Annotated in this window: 24 protein-coding genes; 11 read left to right on the plus strand and 13 right to left on the minus strand. The window is 33.0% G+C overall.

Translation table 11 applies throughout. From position 1 onward, the window contains the following. The first annotated feature begins 191 nt into the window (after window positions 1–191). The 6 genes from Q0941_RS03825 (at window position 192) to Q0941_RS03850 (ending at window position 5,416) form a co-directional block, all read left to right on the plus strand. On the plus strand, window positions 192–803 hold the full coding sequence (locus Q0941_RS03825; protein WP_299291539.1) for a hypothetical protein: 612 nt from the start codon (window positions 192–194) through the stop codon (window positions 801–803). 34 nt (window positions 804–837) lie between these two features. Further along, the gene (locus Q0941_RS03830) at window positions 838–1,248 is read left to right on the plus strand and encodes a translation initiation factor IF-5A (RefSeq protein ID WP_299291540.1); all 411 of its coding nucleotides are present in this window, start codon (window positions 838–840) and stop codon (window positions 1,246–1,248) included. Between the two features lie 116 nt (window positions 1,249–1,364). Then, on the plus strand, window positions 1,365–2,054 hold the full coding sequence (locus Q0941_RS03835) for a diphthine--ammonia ligase (protein WP_299291541.1): 690 nt from the start codon (window positions 1,365–1,367) through the stop codon (window positions 2,052–2,054). Then, window positions 2,047–3,372, plus strand: a complete 1,326-nt coding sequence (locus Q0941_RS03840) for a signal recognition particle receptor subunit alpha (protein WP_299291543.1) — start codon at window positions 2,047–2,049, stop codon at window positions 3,370–3,372. The genes Q0941_RS03835 and Q0941_RS03840 overlap by 8 nt, the downstream gene beginning before the upstream one ends. 18 nt (window positions 3,373–3,390) lie before the next feature. Beyond that, complete coding sequence (locus tag Q0941_RS03845; protein WP_299291545.1) at window positions 3,391–4,542, plus strand: tRNA pseudouridine(54/55) synthase Pus10; 1,152 nt, start codon at window positions 3,391–3,393, stop codon at window positions 4,540–4,542. Between the two features lie 166 nt (window positions 4,543–4,708). Beyond that, window positions 4,709–5,416 (plus strand): hypothetical protein, encoded by a 708-nt coding sequence (locus tag Q0941_RS03850; protein WP_299291546.1) that lies wholly within the window; start codon window positions 4,709–4,711, stop codon window positions 5,414–5,416. Window positions 5,417–5,432: 16 nt separating this feature from the next. On the opposite strand, the gene Q0941_RS03855 is transcribed toward Q0941_RS03850, so the two are convergent. Both Q0941_RS03855 and Q0941_RS03860 read right to left on the minus strand, forming a co-directional pair. Further along, a complete protein-coding gene (locus Q0941_RS03855) occupies window positions 5,433–5,606 on the minus strand; it encodes a 30S ribosomal protein S27ae (protein ID WP_299291547.1) in 174 nt (57 codons plus the stop codon). Beyond that, the gene (locus Q0941_RS03860) at window positions 5,606–6,031 is read right to left on the minus strand and encodes a hypothetical protein (protein WP_299291548.1); all 426 of its coding nucleotides are present in this window, start codon (window positions 6,029–6,031) and stop codon (window positions 5,606–5,608) included. The genes Q0941_RS03855 and Q0941_RS03860 overlap by 1 nt, the downstream gene beginning before the upstream one ends. Before the next feature lie 82 nt (window positions 6,032–6,113). Here Q0941_RS03860 and Q0941_RS03865 point away from each other — a divergent pair, with 82 nt between their 5' ends. Next, window positions 6,114–6,674: a DUF309 domain-containing protein gene (locus Q0941_RS03865; RefSeq protein WP_299291549.1), complete on the plus strand. Its 561-nt coding sequence runs from the start codon at window positions 6,114–6,116 to the stop codon at window positions 6,672–6,674. Here Q0941_RS03865 and Q0941_RS03870 read toward each other — a convergent pair. Further along, complete coding sequence (locus Q0941_RS03870; protein ID WP_299291550.1) at window positions 6,655–7,944, minus strand: alkaline phosphatase family protein; 1,290 nt, start codon at window positions 7,942–7,944, stop codon at window positions 6,655–6,657. The two genes, Q0941_RS03865 and Q0941_RS03870, sit on opposite strands and share 20 nt — an antisense overlap. Window positions 7,945–8,123: 179 nt before the next feature. Between Q0941_RS03870 and Q0941_RS03875 the strand changes: the two genes are divergently transcribed. After that, window positions 8,124–9,140, plus strand: a complete 1,017-nt coding sequence (locus tag Q0941_RS03875) for an HIT domain-containing protein (RefSeq protein ID WP_367277467.1) — start codon at window positions 8,124–8,126, stop codon at window positions 9,138–9,140. A gap of 42 nt (window positions 9,141–9,182) precedes the next feature. After that, complete coding sequence (locus tag Q0941_RS03880; RefSeq protein ID WP_299291552.1) at window positions 9,183–9,623, plus strand: hypothetical protein; 441 nt, start codon at window positions 9,183–9,185, stop codon at window positions 9,621–9,623. On the opposite strand, the gene Q0941_RS03885 is transcribed toward Q0941_RS03880, so the two are convergent. Genes Q0941_RS03885 through thiD form a run of 3 tightly spaced genes read right to left on the minus strand, consistent with a single transcriptional unit; the run spans window position 9,620 to window position 12,112 of the window. Next, complete coding sequence (locus tag Q0941_RS03885) at window positions 9,620–10,057, minus strand: GNAT family N-acetyltransferase (protein ID WP_299291553.1); 438 nt, start codon at window positions 10,055–10,057, stop codon at window positions 9,620–9,622. The genes Q0941_RS03880 and Q0941_RS03885 overlap by 4 nt on opposite strands. Window positions 10,058–10,062: 5 nt before the next feature. Then, a complete protein-coding gene (locus Q0941_RS03890; RefSeq protein WP_299291554.1) occupies window positions 10,063–10,764 on the minus strand; it encodes a nucleotidyltransferase family protein in 702 nt (233 codons plus the stop codon). Between the two features lie 49 nt (window positions 10,765–10,813). Next, window positions 10,814–12,112, minus strand: a complete 1,299-nt coding sequence (thiD, locus tag Q0941_RS03895) for a bifunctional hydroxymethylpyrimidine kinase/phosphomethylpyrimidine kinase (protein ID WP_299291555.1) — start codon at window positions 12,110–12,112, stop codon at window positions 10,814–10,816. 289 nt (window positions 12,113–12,401) lie between these two features. Here thiD and Q0941_RS03900 point away from each other — a divergent pair, with 289 nt between their 5' ends. After that, window positions 12,402–12,617, plus strand: a complete 216-nt coding sequence (locus Q0941_RS03900; protein ID WP_299291556.1) for a hypothetical protein — start codon at window positions 12,402–12,404, stop codon at window positions 12,615–12,617. Window positions 12,618–12,841: 224 nt separating this feature from the next. Next, window positions 12,842–14,170, plus strand: coding sequence for a phosphomethylpyrimidine synthase ThiC (gene thiC, locus Q0941_RS03905; protein WP_299291557.1), 1,329 nt, complete (start codon window positions 12,842–12,844; stop codon window positions 14,168–14,170). On the opposite strand, the gene Q0941_RS03910 is transcribed toward thiC, so the two are convergent. From Q0941_RS03910 to aroE, 7 genes are all read right to left on the minus strand, one after another. Further along, a complete protein-coding gene (locus Q0941_RS03910) occupies window positions 14,153–14,557 on the minus strand; it encodes an NUDIX domain-containing protein (protein ID WP_299291559.1) in 405 nt (134 codons plus the stop codon). The two genes, thiC and Q0941_RS03910, sit on opposite strands and share 18 nt — an antisense overlap. Before the next feature lie 5 nt (window positions 14,558–14,562). After that, window positions 14,563–15,417: a prephenate dehydrogenase/arogenate dehydrogenase family protein gene (locus Q0941_RS03915; RefSeq protein WP_299291561.1), complete on the minus strand. Its 855-nt coding sequence runs from the start codon at window positions 15,415–15,417 to the stop codon at window positions 14,563–14,565. Then, on the minus strand, window positions 15,414–16,784 hold the full coding sequence (locus Q0941_RS03920) for an aminotransferase class I/II-fold pyridoxal phosphate-dependent enzyme (RefSeq protein ID WP_299291563.1): 1,371 nt from the start codon (window positions 16,782–16,784) through the stop codon (window positions 15,414–15,416). The genes Q0941_RS03915 and Q0941_RS03920 overlap by 4 nt, the downstream gene beginning before the upstream one ends. A 3-nt stretch (window positions 16,785–16,787) precedes the next feature. After that, window positions 16,788–17,885 carry a chorismate synthase gene (gene aroC, locus Q0941_RS03925; protein ID WP_367277466.1) on the minus strand — a complete coding sequence of 366 codons (1,098 nt, stop codon included), beginning with the start codon at window positions 17,883–17,885 and terminating at the stop codon, window positions 16,788–16,790. 336 nt (window positions 17,886–18,221) lie between these two features. After that, the gene (aroA, locus tag Q0941_RS03930; RefSeq protein ID WP_299291567.1) at window positions 18,222–19,490 is read right to left on the minus strand and encodes a 3-phosphoshikimate 1-carboxyvinyltransferase; all 1,269 of its coding nucleotides are present in this window, start codon (window positions 19,488–19,490) and stop codon (window positions 18,222–18,224) included. Beyond that, window positions 19,480–20,334: a shikimate kinase gene (locus Q0941_RS03935; RefSeq protein WP_299291569.1), complete on the minus strand. Its 855-nt coding sequence runs from the start codon at window positions 20,332–20,334 to the stop codon at window positions 19,480–19,482. Before Q0941_RS03935 ends, aroA begins: the two co-directional genes overlap by 11 nt. After that, window positions 20,335–21,156: a shikimate dehydrogenase gene (gene aroE / locus Q0941_RS03940; protein ID WP_299291571.1), complete on the minus strand. Its 822-nt coding sequence runs from the start codon at window positions 21,154–21,156 to the stop codon at window positions 20,335–20,337. Between the last annotated feature and the right edge of the window lie 16 nt (window positions 21,157–21,172).

Genomic DNA, 21,172 nt, shown 5'->3' on the forward strand with positions numbered 1-21,172 from the left:
TGCCTGATATGCTGTTATTCGGTCAGCCATCTAAAGCCAACAACTACAGCCGGAAGCTCTACCAGGCTGAGCTACCACGGGACAAGAAAAACGAAGATCTCTGCTATTAAAAAACTATTGTAGGTAAAACCGATCCTATGATCGTAGAATTCTGAATAAGCATAAATACTCACAAAAGTTGAGATTCACTTATGTCTGAATTGGAAATGTCCTATTCTGGTTATGTATGTGCACCATATCTTCATAGTCATGAATCAGTCGAATTGAAAGATGCTTGGATTAAATCAAAAAATATTGAATCATTATATTTTGTAACTGGAACCTTTTCAAATGATAGTCAACCATACTTTTCAGATTCAACCAATCATTACCTTTTAGCAAAATTCAAAGATAGTTCAAAAATTTATTCTGACTTAGAATCTCATAATCAAGAAAAAATCTCTTTTGTTTTCAATATGAAAGATGATCTTTTTGAACGTGAAGTAGAGGGAGAAACTAATTTTGTTTCTGTTTACTATCTAGAATATGGCGAAGAAGATGAAGATTTAGCAGAAATCGCAAATCTCTTGTTGAAAAGAGAAAAAATTGAAAAGGCTGGACTAGGAAGTATGAAAACATATTGTACTACTCCTTCAAAATTCACTTTTCCATATTCTAATAATATTGTCGTAATTGAAGTTGCAAGTGAGAAGAGCCATCAAAGTGTGAAAAAATATTGTGAGCAAACTAGAAGAGATGTCAATAGAAAAGGATTGACAATGACAAATTTGATGAGTCTATCTCTTCTCGATCAACTAAAGTAGAAAAGTTAAATATTCGACCAAAACCTGTTTTTTCATGAGTAAACCTTCTGACCTCGGTTCACTAAAAATTGGTTCATACATTCTATTGCCACATTCTGATCAACCAAGTGGTGAACCATGTAGAATTGTAGAATATGATACATCAAAACCTGGAAAGCACGGAGCAGCAAAAGCTAGAATTGTTGCAGAGGGAATTTTTGATGGTCAAAAGAGACCTCATGTAGGACCAGTCAGTATGCAAATTCATGTACCAATGATTAACAAAAAAGTTGGCCAAATTATCTCAATTAATGGTGATACAGTCCAAGTAATGGATTCTGAAACCTTTGAGACCATTGATGTCTCTATGATTGACGATGAAGTAAAAGGCAAATTAGAAAATGGCCAAAATGTTGAATATTGGGTTGTCATGGATAAAACTAAAATCATGCGCATTAAGAATTAGTGCGGATGCTGATGATTATCGGAAAAGCCGTCTGATTTTATGATGACGATTATGAGTGTTGAAGCGTCCTATGGAATACCTTTAAAAAATTTGTAAAATTGAATTTTATTTAGAAAATGAAAATTGCCTCGTTGTTTTCTGGTGGAAAAGATAGTGCATTTGCAATTCATTTAATGCAAAAACAATCCTATGAAGTTGCAGTTTTACTAACAATTTTCCCAAAGTCTCCTGAAAGTCACCTACTACATCACCCAAATATGAAATGGACAAAACTGCAAGCCGAATCCATGAAAATTCCTCAGTTAACGATAGAATCAAACTCTGATGCTACTAAAGACGAATTACTTCAAATAGAAAATCTTTTGATTACTGCTAAAGACACATTCAACATTGAAGGAATTGTGCATGGGGGAATTAAAAGTAATTTTCAAAAAGAAAAGTTTGAATCAATTTGTCAAAAGTTAGGATTGAAAGTTTTTACTCCTTTATGGCATTTGGATGCAGAAAAATACATGAATGATTTACTTGAAAACAATTTTTCCTTTATCATGACATCTGTTACCTCTGAAGGTTTAGATGAATCGTGGTTAGGCAAAAAAATTTCCAATTCAGATCTTTCAATTTTAAAAAATCTATCTGACAAGTATGGATTTAATCTTAATTTTGAAGGAGGTGAAGCAGAAACATTTGTAGTAAACTGTCCTTTGTTTTCTTCATCAATTGAGATAACAAAATTTGAAAAAAATTGGGATGGCTATAGAGGAAGGTTTGAAATAGTGGAGGCAGGATTGAATTACAATGCTTGATGGATTAAAAGACAGCCTTGGTGCTGCAATCAAAAAAATAGTCAAATCATCAGGCATAGATGAGGAACTGATTAAGGAATTATCCAAAGATGTTCAAAGGGCATTACTTCAATCTGATGTCAATGTTAGGTTAGTTTTAGAAATTACAAAAAATCTTGAAGAAAGGGCACTTAATGAAACACCTCCTCCTGGATTGTCAAGAAAAGATCATATTGTAAAAATTCTCTATGATGAGCTTTCTAAACTTCTTGGAAATGAATCTGAATTTGATTTTAAACCTGGAAAACAAAATAAAATCATCTTATTGGGAATTCAAGGAAGTGGAAAGACTACTGTTGCTTCCAAACTTGCAAAATTTCTAACTCGTCAGGGGTATCAAGTAGGAGTAATTGGAGCCGATACCTATCGACCTGGTGCACTTGTTCAACTACGAACCATGTGTGAGAAATCGAATGTTGAGGTTTATGGAGAAGAAAATAACAAAGATTCTCCTAGTATTGTTAAAAGTGGATTAAAACACTTTGAAAATGAACCACTTGATGTAATTCTAATTGATACTGCTGGTAGACACAAAGAGGAAAAAGATCTTTTAGATGAAATGAATCAAATTAACAAAGTTGCAGAACCTGATTTGGCATTATTAGTAATTGATGGTACTATTGGTCAGCAATGTTACAATCAAGCAGAAGCATTTCACAAAACAATTCCTGTTGGTGGTGTAATAATTACAAAACTGGATAGTTCTGCAAAGGGTGGTGGTGCTCTAGCTGCATCTGCTGCTACCGGTGCACAAATTATGTACATTGGTACTGGTGAAAGAATTGATGATTTAGAAAAATTCTCTCCAACAAGATTTGTTGGTAGATTACTTGGAATGGGAGATATTCAAGCAGTCCTTGATTTGGCAAAACGCCTAGAGAATGAAGGTGATGATGTTAGAATGAAGAGAATTTCTAGTGGAAAAATGAACATGGATGATTTCTTTTACCAATTAGAAGAGGTTACAAAAGTTGGCTCATTGAAAGGAATTCTAGATAGCATGCCTGGTTTGTCTGGAATGGTAAAAGATGATCAAGTTGATCAAATGGAAGACAGAGTTTCAAAATGGCGATACATTATTCAGAGTATGACAAAAGATGAAAAAGCAGATCCTGATTTATTGAATTCATCTAGAATAAAACGAATTGCAAGAGGTTCTGGTTGGCCAGAAGGAGAAGTCAAAGAATTACTAAAAAATTATAAAAATTCTAAAAATATGATGAAGGCCTCAAAAGGACGTCAGATGCAAGGTACCCTTAGACGAATGGGATTGGGTTAGTAGTTCTGAATTTCTAACATGTCTGAATATGCTCAAATAATTACTATTGCAAATCAAATTTTAAAAAAACATGATTTGTGTGATCAATGTTTAGGCCGTCTATTTGCAAAAAAACTTCATCTTTCATCAAACAAACTATTAGGAAAAAAACTAAACAAAAAACAAAAAACTTCAAAATGTTATATCTGTAAAAATCTATTTGATAATTTGCACTACTATCTCAATATGATGATTGACTCCTCATCTAATTTCTCTTTTACTTCTTTTAGCGTTGGTGCCATCTTGAAACCATCAATAATTGATCGTGATGATGCTATACGTTCTAAATACAAACTAAGAGGAATTGATAGTGTAAAAACTGACATTACAAAACAATTAGCAAAACTATATTCTAAAAATACAAAAAAAATACTTGACTCTTTGGATTCTGATGTTACATTTACTGTAAATACTAAAGATGAATACTGCCAACTCCGTTCTAAATCTATTTTTCTTTCAGGAAGATACACCAAAAATAATCGTAATCTTTCTCAAAAACAAAAATCTTGTTCAAATTGTTCAGGAAAAGGATGTAGGGTATGTGATTTTCATGGAATCAATGAATTTGACAGTGTTGAAGGCATCATATCTGAATTACTTTTTAAAAAAATAGGTTGTACAACTGCAAAATTTACTTGGGTAGGTGGAGAGGATAAATCTAGTCTCGTTTTAGGGACCGGGCGACCTTTTTTTGTGAAACTTCAAAATCCTCAAAGACGACAATTTCGTGCAATATCGAAAAAACATAATTCTGTATCTATTATGAATTTGAAAATTGAAACTAAACTACCCTCACAACCAATCAAATTTTCTTCAAAAATTGACATTCTAATTTCTGCTGATTCAAAACTTTCAGCTCCCCAACTTAAAAAAATGAAATCATTTTCTTCCTCTCCTATCACTGTTTATGAAAAATCTGGCAAACAGACAGAAAAAAAAATCAATTCAGTTTCATATAAGAAACTCTCAGATCAAAAATTTAAATTGAAAATTGACGCTGAAGGTGGATTGCCAATTAAGCGATTTGTAAACGGAGATGATGTTGTTCCAAGTGTTTCTTCAATTCTTAAAATGAATTGTAAAGTTGATGAATTTGATTTTCTAGATGTCAAAATCAATGATAACAATTAACTATCACTAATTCTTCTCAAATTGTATGCCAATAAGAAAAAAAGGTAAGCATCTAAGACATGCTGATCAGAGAGCCAAAACTAGAAGAATTAAAAAAGCTAAAGCTGGAAAACCACGTTCCTAAACAAATCAACCTTTTTACATTCAATACTGTCGAAAGGAGATATTGGATCCTTTAGTCCGCTTAAAAGATGCTTATCAAAAAGGAGTCATTCCTCAAGATGTCTATGATTTGACTATTGAGCGATTCCCAATTACTGTTGCTGGAATCAATCGTATTGAAAAGGCTTCAGGAATTAGATACCCTGTGGCATATGTTGAACCCTCTCTAGTTTTGTCTTCATCAAATGCAAATTCATATGAATTTGGGATTTTATTTGCTAGAACTATTCCTGTAATGTTTGAAGAACGTTTTCAGGTAGTTATTCAAATCTCAGCACCCTTAGTTGCATATGGACTCAAAGGCACAATTCATGCAATTTTGGCTCATGAATTTTTACATTTCTTAGAATTAATACGTAAGATTTCAAAAATGGAATTACTCTCTGATGAAATTTCAGGAAATCTATTTGAAAATGTGTATAGTGATGAAACACGATTGTTTGAACCAAGAGTTGTTTTCAAGGATAGAACTTTATTAGATCATATAACCAAACGATTTCCTGCAGGTTTTAGAGATTACAAACTTGAAGATAAAGCGATGAAATTTTGGTCTGACAAAAATCTTCCAAAAACTAACATCACACTAGATAGTAATACTGTAAAATTATCTGCAGAATCATTATCAAAAATAAAAATTGATCCAAACTTTCTAACAAAAATTGACGAATTAGAAGAAAAAAGCTCTAAAGTTCGTAAGAAAAAACTATACTAATTTTTTTAAATTATTTTTATCGTATGAATTCTGTATCGGTACACTTACCACATGCACGTCTGTCTTTGTGTTCTGACATGTAAACTCCTTTTCCACATCTTGCACAAATTTTCTTTAGTCTTGTAACTTTGTCTCCGTCTATTTTATAATATGAGTGAGCCTTTGGACTAAAGCCTTTCTTTCCAGCCATTATTCAGATTTCTCCTCTTTAGCTTCTTCAGTAGGTGCATCTTCTGCTTTAACCTCTGCTTCTTCAGCAGGTGATTCTTCACTTGCTTCTTCAGCTGGGGCCTCTGCTTCAGCTGCAGCAGCTTCTGCTTCAGCTGCTTTGGCTTTACTCTTTTCTAATCTTGAGAAAATTGTTGGATTGACATGTTTCTTTGCTAATCCTTCATCTTCATAAACATAGAAAGTTCCAGTTACAATTGGTTTTCCAACATGAGTCTTTAATCTCATTGGGATGATTACCTTGCCATCAAGCTTGAATTCTTTAGTAATCATATATACTGCCTCTAATTTTTTGAGTTTTCCAGCCAATCCAGCAAAATTACATGTAAGTTCTCTTCTGGATAGGAACGTATTATCAACGTCTGTGATGGTCTCAATTATGGACATGTATCCAAAATCCTTTACATATTTCATATAAACCTTGATTGAAATAGATAAGAAATTTAAGAAATTCATCTGAAATCTTATCATGGAACGCTACATGCTTCATCTCAAAAATGAAAAATTCTCTCCTGAGAATTCTAGGGAGGTAGTCTACAAATCACGCGATCTGGCAAGTAATATGGATGTCTCAATTCGAGTTTGTAGAATTGCGAGAAAATTTGTTGAACTTGATGTTTCTGTAGATCCTGATGAATTAGATGAATTAATAGAGAAACTTGCTCCAATTGGACCCTTGCATAATATTCGCCATGTAATAGTTGAAGAAGTTGAGAAAGAGCAAGGAATCAAAGACGGCATATTTTATTTTAACAATGAACGATTTTGGGAAAGCCATGAATCTTTTGAAGGCGTTTGGAAACAATGTTTTGGACGTGAAAAAGAATTAGTTCAAGGAATTATTTTGTTAGCAGTTGCATTTGCACATGTACAAAAAGATGATTTGACTATAGCGATAGGAATGCTTAGTAGATCCTTAGAAAAATTAGGGACTTCTCCTTCAACATACCATTCAATTGATATTGATAGAATGAGAACTAAAGCAGTTGAAATGCAACAAGCAAATCAACTTACTCTGTTTGAGATTTAATTAATTCAAGGGACTTTTCAACTACTTGAGCACCTTCAAGCAAACCAATACTTCCTTTCTTAGCTTGCTCTTCAGTCATTCTAGTTGTTCCATCTTTTTTAATAAAATCTCCCGAAACTAAAACTGGAACAGGATCATCACTATGTCCTTTATTGATACATGGAGTTGCGTGGTCTGCTGAAATTATTATTGCTACCTTACTGCTATCAATATTTTCGACAAGTGTTTTGAAAAATCTTTGATCAATTTCTTCAATATTTTTCATTTTTCCAATAGCATCACCATCGTGACCAAACTCATCTGGTCCCTTAAGGTGAACATAAATTGCATTTTGTGTTTCCATTGCTTTTGCTGCAACTCTTGCTTTTTCCTCATAGTCTGTTAGTCCTCCTGCTTCAAATGCTTTCATTTTGAGAACTTCAGATATTCCTAATTCTACAGGCATATCTACAATGCATGAAAAATTCATTGAATATTTTTCATTGATTGGAATAACATCTGGATATTTGTTACCGGCATCTCTTAAAAGAATACAACTTAGATGTTTTTTGTTTTGTTCAGCTCGTTTTTGATTAATTCCACTCTCTTTCAAAATTTTGACTGATTGATCTGAGAATTCATTTACAAGGTCTGCTGTAAATTTAGAATTTTCAACTTCTTCTAACGGCAAACATTTTTCAATTTTTAAGAAGTCTCCTACTGCTTTTGCAACTCCCATTCCTCCGATGTTACTATATGCAGGATCAGTGTTTGTAATCTTTGATGATAATTTTTGAGAATTATTTCTTATTCTAACTGTTACTCTATGGCCAATTGTAGGGGCTACTGCAACTTCTGTATCTGGATTAGAAAATTTTATTTTTTCTTCAATTTCTTTTGCAACTCCTGTTGCATCTTCTTTTTCAATATGTCTTCCAGCACGTCTGTCAATAATTGCACCTTGATCATCTAGAGTTGAAAAATTTCCTCTCAATGCCAAGTCGCCATCTTTAAAATCCAAACCAATCCCAATTGCCTCAATTACTCCACGACCCGCATAATCTGCATGATTGAATTTGTATCCTAACATGTTGAATACTGCAATATCTGATTCAGGTGCAATTCCTTTTCCTACAGAAATTACTTCGCCTATAGCTCCATTACTTGCAATTTTATCTAAAATTGGTGTATTTGCAGCCTGTAATGGGGTCTTTCCATCTAAATCTGGATGTGGAAGATCTCCAACTCCATCTAATAATACGTATATCATATGTGTATCAGAATTATTCATATTTTCGGGATCTAATTCTCTACTTTAAGTCTTACAAAATTTTGCGATCAGTAATTTCTATTTTTTTACAAAAAATTATTTTTGATGAATTTCGTAATTTCTTAATTTTGAAATTTTGTTTTTTGTTTTTGATAGATCTTAGTAAACGTTTTAACAGACAGTTGCTTCAAATTACAATTATGGGAGATATGCGTAAAGACTATGTTTCTGAACGTTTTATGATCGTCTCCAAAAAAACTGACAAGGTAGCTGATCCAAAAAAATCCCCATATGCTCCTGGAAATGAATCAATGACAAATCCTTCAGTGTTGTCACTTGTTGCAAAAGATGGAATGTTACAAAGATTGCAAGATAGTGAAGACGAATATGTTGAAGGTTGGTCTATTAGAGTTTTTGAAAGTAAAAATCCAATTGTTTCTGTTGAAACTGAAAATTCTTACAGTGATAGACCATTCTATAGTGAACCTGCATATGGTTATCATTATGTTGTTGTTGCATCTCCAAATCAAAAAGATACATTTGCAACAATTGATTCTGAACAATGGTCAAATGTTTTAGTTGTTGTTCAGGATAGATTGCGTTGGTTGTATACCCAAAAGGGTGTGACATATGTTTCAATTTATGCTGATCAAGGTGAATTGGCTGGAAGTACAAATCCTCATCCTCATCTAAACATTCTAACATTTTCTACAATTCCTCCATTAATTGAAGAAGAAGCCGAAGCATCTCACAAGATTCTGAATGAAAAAGGTGTCTGCCCAATGTGCCAAACAGTTAATGAAGAAATGGGTGGTCCCAGACAGGTCCTCCAAACAGAGGGATTCATTGCATTTTGCCCTTGGGCTCCTTCATATCCTTATGAATTTTGGATTGCACCTAAAAAACACACTACTAGCTTCTCAAAAATTACTCAAAAAGAGATTAATGATTTATCATTAATTTTGAGGGCAACATTAGGTGGATTGTCTAAAACTATCAAAAATGTATCATACAATCTTGTTTTTCATTTATCTCCTGAGAAGAAAAATAGCCGTCAGATTCATTGGCATATTGAAATTTATCCAATTACAAAAGCGTGGTCTGGTCTAGAACGTGGATACGGTATACATCTTAATGATATTTCTCCAGAACAGGCTGCTGAAAAACTTGGTGCTGCATGTAGAAAAGAACTTGCAAATCTTGTAGGCATCGTGTAAGTTTTTGAATGGTTTATTTATCAACTAATTTTCTTTACTAATATGGCACTAGAAAGATGGCTAGCAATTGCAAGTGTTGGATTATTTGCAATGTTTGCTGGAGAGATGTTTTCAATTTATAATTTTATGCTTGATGTTCCTGAAGATTTTGAATTTGCTCAAGCGTTTGCAGCTGATCCTAAAATTCTTCAATTCATTTCCATTGGTGTAGCTCCTGCAGGAGTATTGGCAGCTGTTGCATTTATCATGTCAAGACAATATGGTTCCAAACAAGTTGGTGGTTTGATAATTGGTGGTGGAATAATTTTACTAGTTGGAATGATTGCATGCTATTCTGTAATTCCAAAAATTCCTGAAGCACTTGTAACTGATGCAGTTGTTTATGTTCCACTTCTTTTCATGGGATTATCTGCACCTGTTATGGGATTTGGTTTGTATTTGCTTAAACACAAGAAAAGACGTCCAAAGAAAGAATATTTCTAGATGTGATCGTATCGCATTTCATTTGCAATTACTTTAAACCCTAATTTTTCATAAAATGGTTTTACGTCATCTGTACAATCCAAAATTGTTTTGTAACAGCCTCGATTTTGTGATTTTTCAAGCAAAAATTTCATGATTTTCTCTCCAATTTTTTGCCCCTGAAATTTTTTATCAACTACAACATCTTCTATATGGCCTACCAAGCCTCCATCGTGGATAAATTTTTGCTCAATCAATAATGTTGTAGAGCCAACAATCTTCCCATCGACTTCTGCAACTGCAATAATGTAGTCTTTATTTGAATTAATTTTCTCAAAAATTTCATCAGCTTTTGCTTTGTCGATATTACTTGCTTCTCTCAATGAGTCTAGAGATGTAAGAAATCCATTCCACAAATCTTCTTTTTTTAATTCGCGAATAGTTGGTTCTGTCATTTGAGTCAGATCTTACCTAATTTTTGGATGTATTCTTGATATGCCTTCTTGTAAGATGCTTTATTTCCAATATCCATGAATCCTTTCTTTGTAACAAATGCATTTACTGTTTTTTTGTTGCTCATTGCTTTCTTTATCACACTATCCATTCCATATGGCTTGTTTTTTGGAATGTATTTGAGAACTCCAGGTTCCATTACATAGCAGCCCATGTTGATATTTGCCTTGATTTCTGGTTTTTCATTCCAGCTTGTTACCTTGCCATTTTTTGTCGTTTCAATTACTCCGTATGGAAGATTAGTTTTGTATTCATGTAGACTCATAGTAACAAATGATTTTTTCTTCAAATGTTCTTTTATCATGTTTCTTAAGCTAAAATCAAAAATAGAATCTCCATACATACAAACAAAAGTTTCATCCAAAAATTCTTCAGCAGTTTTTAATTGACCTGCTGTTGCAAGTGGTTTGTTTGAAATTGCATATTCAATATTTACTCCAAATCGCTTTCCGTCTTCAAAATAATCTTCTATAGTTCTTCTAAGATAACTTACGCAAAGTACAATTGATTTTACTCCATTTTTTCTATTCCAATCAATCAGATGTTCTAAAATTGGTTTTTCTCCTAATGGTAGCATTGGTTTTGGCAAAAATGTTGTATATGGTTGCAGTCTTGTGCCTAATCCTCCGGCTAGAATTACTGCTTTCATACTATTTCCTTATGAAATGAGTATTTATGTTCAAGGATGTTTTGTGACCTCAAACAATTTTGGTTATTTTTTCCATGACTTTTTTTGGATTTTCTCCAAATACAATTATCATTGGCTCTTTCCCAAAGTCGCCTTTATGAAAAATAATGTCTGGGCTATTTTGTGAATTCTTTATTGCAGAATTAATTCCCCATTTGATTGATGAGCCTTTAATTTTTACATTCTTTGGTTCTACTTTTCTATCATAGTTTGCTACTGCAAATTTTCTTTTGGAGATTTTTTTTAAAGTTTTTTCTTGATATTTTATGTTAATTGCTGATTTTATTTCAGGGAATTTTTTGTTAACTGTAAGAAGCGCTGTAGCAACATGTTTTGATCCTCCATATTCTAAATCTCCTGCAACGATGACTTTTGTTCCAGCCTTCACGATTCTTCCAGAAATTCCTATGATGTCATTTGTTGACTTTGGTTTTATTTTAGATGTAACAAAATTTGTTTGACATTCGGGAATCGTTTGATAAATATTTTTGATTTTTGTAAATTTTTGAATCTCTAATGATAGTTCCTTTTTGAGTGAATCTCCAATAGAAATATTTGTAATTGGAATCCCTTTGCCAACTTTTTTGGCATTTTTAATGGATTTTACTGTGTAATCTTTAGCAAATTTTACCGATTCTTTGATGCTTTTTTTATTTGCAAGTGAATAGGCAATGAGTGCTGAATATGTACAACCACTACCATGATTTTCTTTAAAGATTTTTTTGTTTGATATAGAATACTTTGAATTTTTTTCAATAACCAAGTCTTCAATTTGGTTTTTGTTATTTTCAATTCCGGTAACTATGACATTTTTTGCACCCATACTTTGTATTTTCTTTGCAATTTTTTCAATTTTGTTAGAGGATGATACTTTGGAATTAGATATGATTTCAGCCTCAAATTTGTTAGGTGTGATGATTGTTGAAATTGGAATCATGTATTTTCTAAAATCATTTAATGCAGATTTTTCTACTAACATACCACCTGTTGATGATTTTATTACAGGATCTACTATAATTGGAATTTTTAATTTTTTTAATTCTTTGAAAAGAAATTTTATAATTTTAGAATTGTAAACCATTCCAATTTTAATTACATCAATTTTAAAATCTGAAAGAATTGAATCAAGTTGGTTTTTTAAAATTTTAATTGATACTGGTTCAACACTTCCAAACTTCGAAGTATTCTGACCTGTAATTGCTGTAATGATTGTAAAACAATTAACATCCATATTTGCAAATAATTTAACATCACTTTGGATTCCAGCTCCTCCTGACGGATCTGATCCCCCTATGGAAAGTAAATTCACATTATTTTCTACATATTTCTCCTAATCTATTTTTCCATTTTTTCACTGCGGAATTTACTATAGCTGTTTTATACTTCAAAAGTCTCTAACAAATATTGAATGAAATTCCTATGGTAGATGACACTCCTCCTGAAGAACTTCGTTGTACTACTTGCTTACTCCCTATGCAATATCAAACAAAAAAAGATGGAAAGTTTCTCTGGCAGTGCTTCAAATGTGGGAAACAATTTCTAGTATCAAGTAATCCTGATGATAATATAGAAGAAAGCTGGAGTCCCCCTAGATAATCTTGTCAGAAAAAAATTTCTTTGAACAAGAAAATTTGAAACTTAGACATTACATTTCATTGCTTTCAGCTGAATTGGAATTAATTCAAAGAGTGTCTGAAATTAACGAAAACTTCCGAAATTCTCCTGAATTAAATCGCATAATTGAGCCTATTTTGAGTAGAATTTCTAAAATTCAGGCTGAAAAAGATACCTTATCCAAAGAATTAGAATTGTAAAATTAAGTTGTTGCTTGAGCCACACAATCAAAAGAACAGAAATCATCTCTAATACTGTAGAACTCCCTTCCACAATGCTTGCATTCTCTAATTGATCTCATGGTGATCTAATGCATTTTCTAGCATATAAGATCGATCAATTTTACTAATATAGTGTCAATGATTTTGCGATCAATTTGTTATGGGTCAATGATGTTTAAATCAGGTGAACCCAAAGATTACTTATGACAACACAGATGACATCAGCTCGTAGGGGTGTTGCAACTGATGAAATGAAACAAGTTGCAAAAGATGAAGATGTTTCAATTGACTGGTTAATTTCAAAAATTGCTAAAGGTTCAATCATTATTCCAAGTAATAATGTTAGACCCCAAAAAATTCACAATGTCGGAATTGGAAAAGGTCTGAAAACTAAAGTAAATGTCAACATTGGTACTTCTACATTAAATGTTAATTTAGATGAAGAAATTGAAAAAGCAAAAGTTGCTGTAAAATATCATGCTGACACTATGATGGATCTTAGTGATGGTGGGGATGTAAAAAAAATTAGACAGACACTCTTGGATGTTGCTCCAATCACGTTTGGAACCGTTCCAATTTATGAGGCATACAATTATGGTGTTGAAGTTCACAAAAATCCTCTAAATTTAACCGAAGATGATTACATCAAAGCATTTGAAAATAATGCAAAAGATGGTGTAGATTATACTACAATTCATTGTGGCATTACAAAAGATATTGCAAAAAGAATTTTGAAAGTTCAAAGATATGGTGGTGTAGTTAGCAAAGGTGGAACTATTACTGCTGCATGGATGTTAAAACATGATAAGGAAAACCCCTATCTTACTCATTATGATTATCTGATTGAAGTTGCAAAGAAATATGATGTAACATTTAGCCTTGGAGATGCTCTAAGACCAGGCTCGATTTTGGATTCTCATGATGAATTACAAGTTCAAGAGATGATAAACATCTCACAATTAACTAAACGGGCCCATGAGCAGGATATTCAAGTAATGGTTGAAGGTCCAGGACATGTTCCACTAAATGAGGTTGCAGCAAATGTACGATTGGCAAAATCATTGATTGGCGATGTTCCTTACTATGTATTGGGACCTCTTGTAACTGATATTGCATCTGGTCATGATCACATTGCAAGTGCAATTGGCGCTGCAGTTTCTGCTAGTGAAGGTGTTGATTTGTTATGTTATCTTACTCCTTCAGAACACTTGGCATTACCTAATGCTGATGAAGTAAAAGCTGGATTGATGGCATATAGAATTGCTGCACATGCAGGAGATCTTGTAAAGATTAGAGAAAAAGCTATCAAATGGGATATGGAGATGACTGAAGCTAGAAGAACTCTTGATTGGGAAAAACAACTTGCATTATCTATTGATCCTGAAGAAGCAGCAAAAATTCATGGTAGAACTGGTCAACATCCTGGAAACAATGTTCCTTGTACGATGTGTGGTGGTGCATGTGTATACATGATGCTTCCACAGCAGAAAAACTATGATAAAGAAAATGAAAAACTACAACAAATTGAGTAATACTTTTTGTAAACTAGGAACTGTTTCATAATTTTCTAATTCGTCAACATTAATCCATTTAAAATCTGAATTTTCCCAATTTAGTTTGACCGTTGGATTATTTGATTCAAATAAAAATGGAAAAATTTCCCATTCATGATTTTCGTATTGTGGTGAATTCACTCTTATTTCCTGTCCTGCTTTAACTAATGTGATCTCTTCTTCAGGAATTCCTACCTCTTCAAAAATTTCAATTTTTGCTCGTTGAAGTGGTTCTTCATTTTTTTCTATAATGCCACTAACTCCTGCCCATAACCCTTTCATGGATTTTACTTTTTCACTTCGTTTTAGAATTAGTAATTTTTGATTATCTCTAATGAATGAAGTAACAATTTTTGTTGAGCGCATTTCCGTTATTTTTCAACGGCTTTGACCATTTTAGTCATCTTTTTGTAAGATTCGTTAATGTCTGTATGTTTACCTAGTCTCTCCTGGCAGTCTTTGATGTAGTTTACAACCTCTTCAGTCTTTGACTCTTGTACTGCAGTAAGTAATCTTCCAATGTCTTTCCATAATTCTTCAGCAACTCTTCGAATCTCTGGGTTTGCAATAATTGTTTCAATTAATTCTGGAGACTCTGTCATGATGCTTTCGGCCAATGTTTTTTGGACTCTGAAAGTTGTACCAGACATTTTTTCTGTCAATAACATCTTCTCATCTTTTGAAACAATGTTTGCAAATACTAAATTCATTAAATGAGTTAATCCTAAAATTACTGCAATCTTTTTGTCATGTTCAACTGCATCAATTGTAACAAAATTGGCACCTTCAAACAATGATTTTGCAACTGTTAATTCTTTTTTAGCATCTTTAATTGGAACTGAGATTATGTTCTGCCCCTTTATTGTTTTGATACCTGGTCCGAACATTGGGTGAATACAAATTGGATTAATTTTTGCAGGCATCTTTGATAATGAAGAAACAACTTTGGATTTTTCTGAAGAAATTTCAATCAGGTATGTTCCACGTTTCATTTCTTTTGCAATTAGTCTGATAATTTCTGGTGTCCTTCTTGTAGGTGTACATAACACAACATAGTCTGCTTTCAAAATTGCGCCAACAAGGGATTCTGCTTGAATAATGTCTTTTCCTGATACTTTATTTTCAGAATCATATCCTGTTACTTCGAAATCCATACCTGCAAAATATTTTGTAAACCATTGACCCATTTGTCCTCCTGCGCCTATTACTGTTACTTTCTTCTTCATTGATTATCACTCATAATGTTACTCAATATATTCATCCCTTCAATTAGTGTTTTTTCGTCTTGACATGCTGAAATTCTAATAAAATTTTGATAGTTTCCAAACCCTTCTCCAGGAGCTATTGCCAATCCCTTCTCAAGTGTGCTGTTGGCAAATTTTACACCATCAAATCCCTCTTGATTTACTCGGGCAAAAAGGTACATGGCCCCATCAGGAATCACAAATTCTAATCCCATTTCTTGAGCTTTTTCTACCAATAGTTCTAGTCTGTTTTGTACTGTATTAGAGTTGTTGGATGTATCTGCTTCTAGTGCTTTCATGGCAATGTATTGGATTGGTTCAGATACATTAGTCAGACATAGTGCCTCTAATTTTGCCATTTTGTCTATCACTGCAGGATCTGCAATAGCATAACCGACTCTAAATCCTGTCATTGCATGAGATTTTGAAAATGATTGAGTTACGATACTTTTGTCATAGTTGTAACTTAGAATACTTTTCCAATTATTTTTTGCATATTCTGAATAAATCTCATCACTTAGAACATACAGATTGTTTTCTTTTGCAATTTGAATAATGTCATCTTGTAATTTTTGTGGAAGAATCTTCCCAGTTGGATTGTTAGGATAGTTTAGTACTATCATCTTTGTGTTTGCATTAATTGTTGATTTGATCTCTTCTAGACTTGGCTCCCATTTATTTTCAAAAGTTGTGTTGATTGTTCTAATCTTGATTCCTGCATTTAATGCACAATCTTTGTATGCAGGCCATGCAGGTTCAATCACAATCATTTCATCTCCTGGATTCAGTAGTGTAGTAATTGCAGTAAATATCGAAAATCTAGCACCTGGGCTTACAATTATGTTTTCTTCAGAAACATTTTGATTAAATTTCTTTGTAGCATATTCTGCTAGTGCTTTTCTAAACGGAGGCATTCCTTTAGCCTGACCATATTTGAAAAAGCCCTTGTCAAATACTTCATTTAATGCATCTTTAACAATTTGCGGTGGCAAAAAGTCTGGTTCTCCAACTTCCATGTGTATGATCTTTTTTCCTTCTTGTTCTAATGACTTAGCTTTAAGGAAAATAGAAAGATGTGTTTGCTTGTTAGTTGATTGAACTTTTACTGATTCGTTTAATAAAAAGTTCAAAAATTTCGTGGCAATTGTTTCTTCTAGTTTAATTTCATTGCATAATGAAATAATTTTTTGACGTAGGTTATTTTCTCTTGATTCGTCAGTAACACCTTTTCCTATGGTTTTCTTTACTTCTCCAATCTCTTTTGCAATATCTGTCCTGGTTTTGAGTAACTTTATCATCTCTACAGTTACTTCGTCCATCCTGTTTCTCAGGCTTTCAATGTCAGACATTTCTTACAGTACTGGTTTGATTGTTCCTGATAATAATGCATGATCTGCAATAGTTAGTGCAACAAGGGAGTCAACAACAGGTGCGGCTCTAGGCACAACACAAGGGTCATGTCTTCCCTTGACTTGTAGTACTGCCTCTTTTTTGGTTTTGATATCTACTGTACTCTGTTTTTGAGCAATTGATGATGCTGGTTTGAATGCAACTCTCATTGTTATTGGCATACCATTTGAGATACCTCCCAATATTCCTCCTGAATTGTTTGTTTTTGTAACAATTTTTCCTCTCTTTATGGTGTACAAATCATTATTTTCTGAACCAAATAATTCAGAACCTTCAAAACCTGAACCAAATTCTACACCTTTAACAGATGGAATAGAAAACATTGCTCTACTCAAATCAGATTCTAGGGAATTAAAAATTGGTTCTCCTAACCCTACAGGGACATTTGTTGTAACCGATTCAATTATCCCTCCAAGTGAATCTCCTTTCTTTTTAGCTTCTAAAATTTTCTCTCTCATTATTTTTGCAGTTTTAATTTCAGGACATCTGACTTCATTTTTGTAAATAGAATTTATCATTTTTTCATTGAATTTTTTCTCCATCTTTACTTTTCCAATTTGTGAAGTAAATGAATTAGTTTCAATTCCTAATGTTACTTTGAGAAGTTTTCTTGCAATTGCACCTCCCATTACATGTGTTGCAGTTAATCTTCCTGAAAATCTTCCTCCTCCTCTGTAATCGTTTTGTTGATTATACTTTATCATTGCAGGGTAATCTGAATGGCCAGGACGAAGCTTTGTTTTCAAATTTTCATAATCTTTTGATTTTTGATCACTATTCCAAATTAACATTGTAATTGGAGCACCTGTTGTGTGTCCTCTAAAAACTCCTGAGATAATTTCTACAATATCTCCTTCTTTTCTTTGTGTTGAGATTAAATTCTGTCCTGGTCTTCTTTGGTCTAACATTTTTTGAATGTCTTTTTCTTCAAGCTCTAATCCTGCAGGACATCCTTGCAAAACAGCTCCAATTGATTTTCCGTGGCTTTCTCCAAAACTCGTTAAAACTAGACGGTGACCAATAGAACTTCCAAGCAACAACTATCATTGTAAAATGATGCTTATAATTCCTCATTCTGGAAATTTTGAAATAATTTTCAAATCTGTTGTTATAATTTTCACTATAACTTACGCATGTTTAAAATTTACAATATTAATTGTAAAAACATGAAATAATTATAATATATTCTTAAATATAATAATAACATACATTATATATGACAAAACGTGTAAATTATAACGCATAATTTGCGCGGCTCTGCGAAAAAGACATGTTATCTACGCAAAAGCGTTGAGGGTGAAGAGAAAGCTTTTCACTCTATACAGGGTCGCGCCTCTTATCCCCTTTAGTTGATTTTTTTTTGAAAATAGTTCTGTTTACTGGATTTTTATTTCTGCACCCAATCTGCTCATTTCATCGATGAAATTTGGATATGATACATCTACAGATTCAGGATCAGTTACAGTGCAATCTCCAACAAACATTCCAGTAATACAGAATGCCATGAAAAGTCTATGATCATTTTCAGAATTCAATTCTGCACTGTTTAAACTATCTCCTAATTCTAAAATTAAACCATCTTCGTTTTCTTGAATTTTAATTCCAACTTTTTTTAATTCTCTAGAAGCAATTGCAATTCTGTCTGTCTCTTTTAGTCTTGCATGTTTTACATTTACAATCTCGATTGGTGCTGAAGACTTTAGAACAAGAATTGCGAGTGGTGGAAGTAAGTCTGGTGAATTGCTTAAATCAAATTTCCCACCATTTAGTTTTTCAGGTGATTTTATTTTAATTTCTTCATCGTCCATTTGAATTGATACTCCGAGTTGTTCTAAAATGTCAATAAACACTTCGTCTCCTTGAGGTAAATTTCCTATATTTCCTTTGATTGTAACTTCTTCTCCTGATAATGTTGCTGCTGCAAGTAATAATGCCAAGCTTGAAAAATCTATTGGCACAGTAAATGTAGTGTCTTTGTAAATTTGTGGTGTAATGTTGTATTTTTTGTAAGGTATCAATGTTTGAACTGTTACTCCAAATTTTCTCATAGTAGCTATAGTTGCATCAAGATATGGTTTTGATACTAGATTACCTTCTATTGATAAATTAATTCCATTTTCCGTTAATGGTGCACAAATTAACAATGATGAGATAAATTGACTAGAAAAGTTTCCTGGAATTGAAACATTTCCTCCAGAAATTTTTCCTTGAATCTTTATTGGAGGTTTTCCATCAGTTGATGAGCATTTTGCACCTATGCTACTTAATGCATCAAGCAATGGCTGCATTGGACGCTTTTGCAAACTTTCATCTCCTGTAAGGGTAATCTCTTGAGAAAACAATCCTGCAATGCCTGATGCTATTCTGATGGTGGTGCCAGAGTTTTCCGTGTTGATTTCAGGCACATTTGTGCCTAAATTTATGGGATTTTTGACTATTATTGATGAATCATTAACCTCGATTTCTGCCCCAAATTTTTTGCATGCTTCAATAGTTGCTTTGGTGTCTGCAGATAGTAGAATATTTTCCACCGTACTTTCTTTTCCTGCTAGAGATGCAAGAAAAATCGCTCTATGTGTGTAGCTCTTGTTAGGAGGACAAGTGATTTCTCCTGAAATCTTTGATTTTGAAATTCTACAACTCATGAGCTTCTGCCTTTTTGTTACTAATTTTTGAAACAATAATTTTTCCATCTAATGTTGAAAATATCTTTTTGATGTTAGATTCGTTTTCTTTTTTAGTGATTGCTGCAATGGATGGTCCGTTACCTGAAACAGATGCCCCTAATGCTCCTTTCTCAATCAATGCTGTAATTATTTTAGGATCAGAATTCAATATCGATGCAGTTGCCAAACCATTGATGATCATTGCTTCCCAATAGTTTTGTTTTCTTGCTAACTCCCATGCATTATCAAAAACTGATGATAACACCTTGAGATTTTTGAGATTTCCACGTTTACGATTTTTTGGAATAAAAATTACTGCAATTAGATTTGTTTGTCCTTTTTCATATTGAATTCTTTTCTTTTTTGCATTATCTGTGACATTAAAACCTCCATAATAGCATGAACATGCATCATCATATGCACCAGTAATACTAACTTTAGATTCAATTGAAGCATCAACACCTGCAAGAAGAATTTGTTGATCTGTTAATTTTGGTTTGAAAATTTTAGCACATGCTAGTGCAACTGCTGAAGATATTGCACTAGAGCTTTTTAACCCATAACCTGTAGGAATTTCAGAATTAAGAGTAATTGCAATTTTGTTTTTGTCTAGTTCTTTTTTTGGAATTATTTTTTCTACTGTCTTGTTGATTAATCTAGAACTCAAAGTCTTGTTTTCAGAGTGAATTGAAATTCCTTTTCCCTCACTTGTTTCAACTATTGCTTCTACTTTGAGGTCAATTCCTAACGTTGCCCCCTTTTGAGTAGCAATTGCATTTACAAGGGAAATTGCTCCATGAACAGTAGCTGTTGCTTTTGCCATCTAGACTCCTCCTAAGAGTGCTTTTTTCATGGCATTATAAGGTGCTTCCATATCATGCCAAATCTCAAATGCGCGAACTGCTTGACCTAAGAGCATTTCATAACCAAAAATTATCTTGGCTCCTTTCTCTTTTGCTTTTTTGATAAAATCAGTATTCATTGGCATATAGACAATATCGTAAACAACAGTATTCTCCTTTAGGCTGTCAAATGAAATAGGACTGTCTTCATTTTTCAATCCTATAGATGTAGCATTTACTATAATGTCATAGTTTTGTGCTGAATCTCCTACATCTTCAATTTTCATTGGTATGGCATTTAATCCAATTTTTTTTGAAAATTCTGATAACTCTTCTGCTTTTTGTAATGTTCTGTTTGCAATAGTGATGTTACTTGCTTTTTCTTTTGCAAATCCTGCAACAATTGCACGTGCAGCTCCACCAGCTCCCAAAAGTAGTACTTTGGAATCTTTGATTGGGATATCTTTTTTCTTAAATGGTTCTAAAAATCCATCCATGTCTGTATTGTATCCTTTTAGAACTCCATCTTTATTTTCAACAGTGTTTACTGCACCAATCAAACTACATGATTCATCAAGCTTATCAACATATTTCATCATCTCCACCTTGTGAGGGATTGTTACATTGAATCCTCTAATCTGAATTTTCTTCAATCCTTCAATTCCATCTTTTAATTCGTCTTTTGGAATTCTATATGCAATGTATGAACAGTCTAAATCCATTTCTCTAAAAGCTGCACTGTGAATATTTGGTGAGAGAGAATGATCAATTGGATCCCCTATTACTGCAAATGCTTTTGACATCTAATTTCTCAGAGTA

The sequence above is a fragment of the Candidatus Nitrosopumilus sp. genome (genome assembly GCF_028278985.1).
In the GTDB taxonomy this organism is placed as follows: Archaea; Thermoproteota; Nitrososphaeria; order Nitrososphaerales; family Nitrosopumilaceae; genus Nitrosopumilus.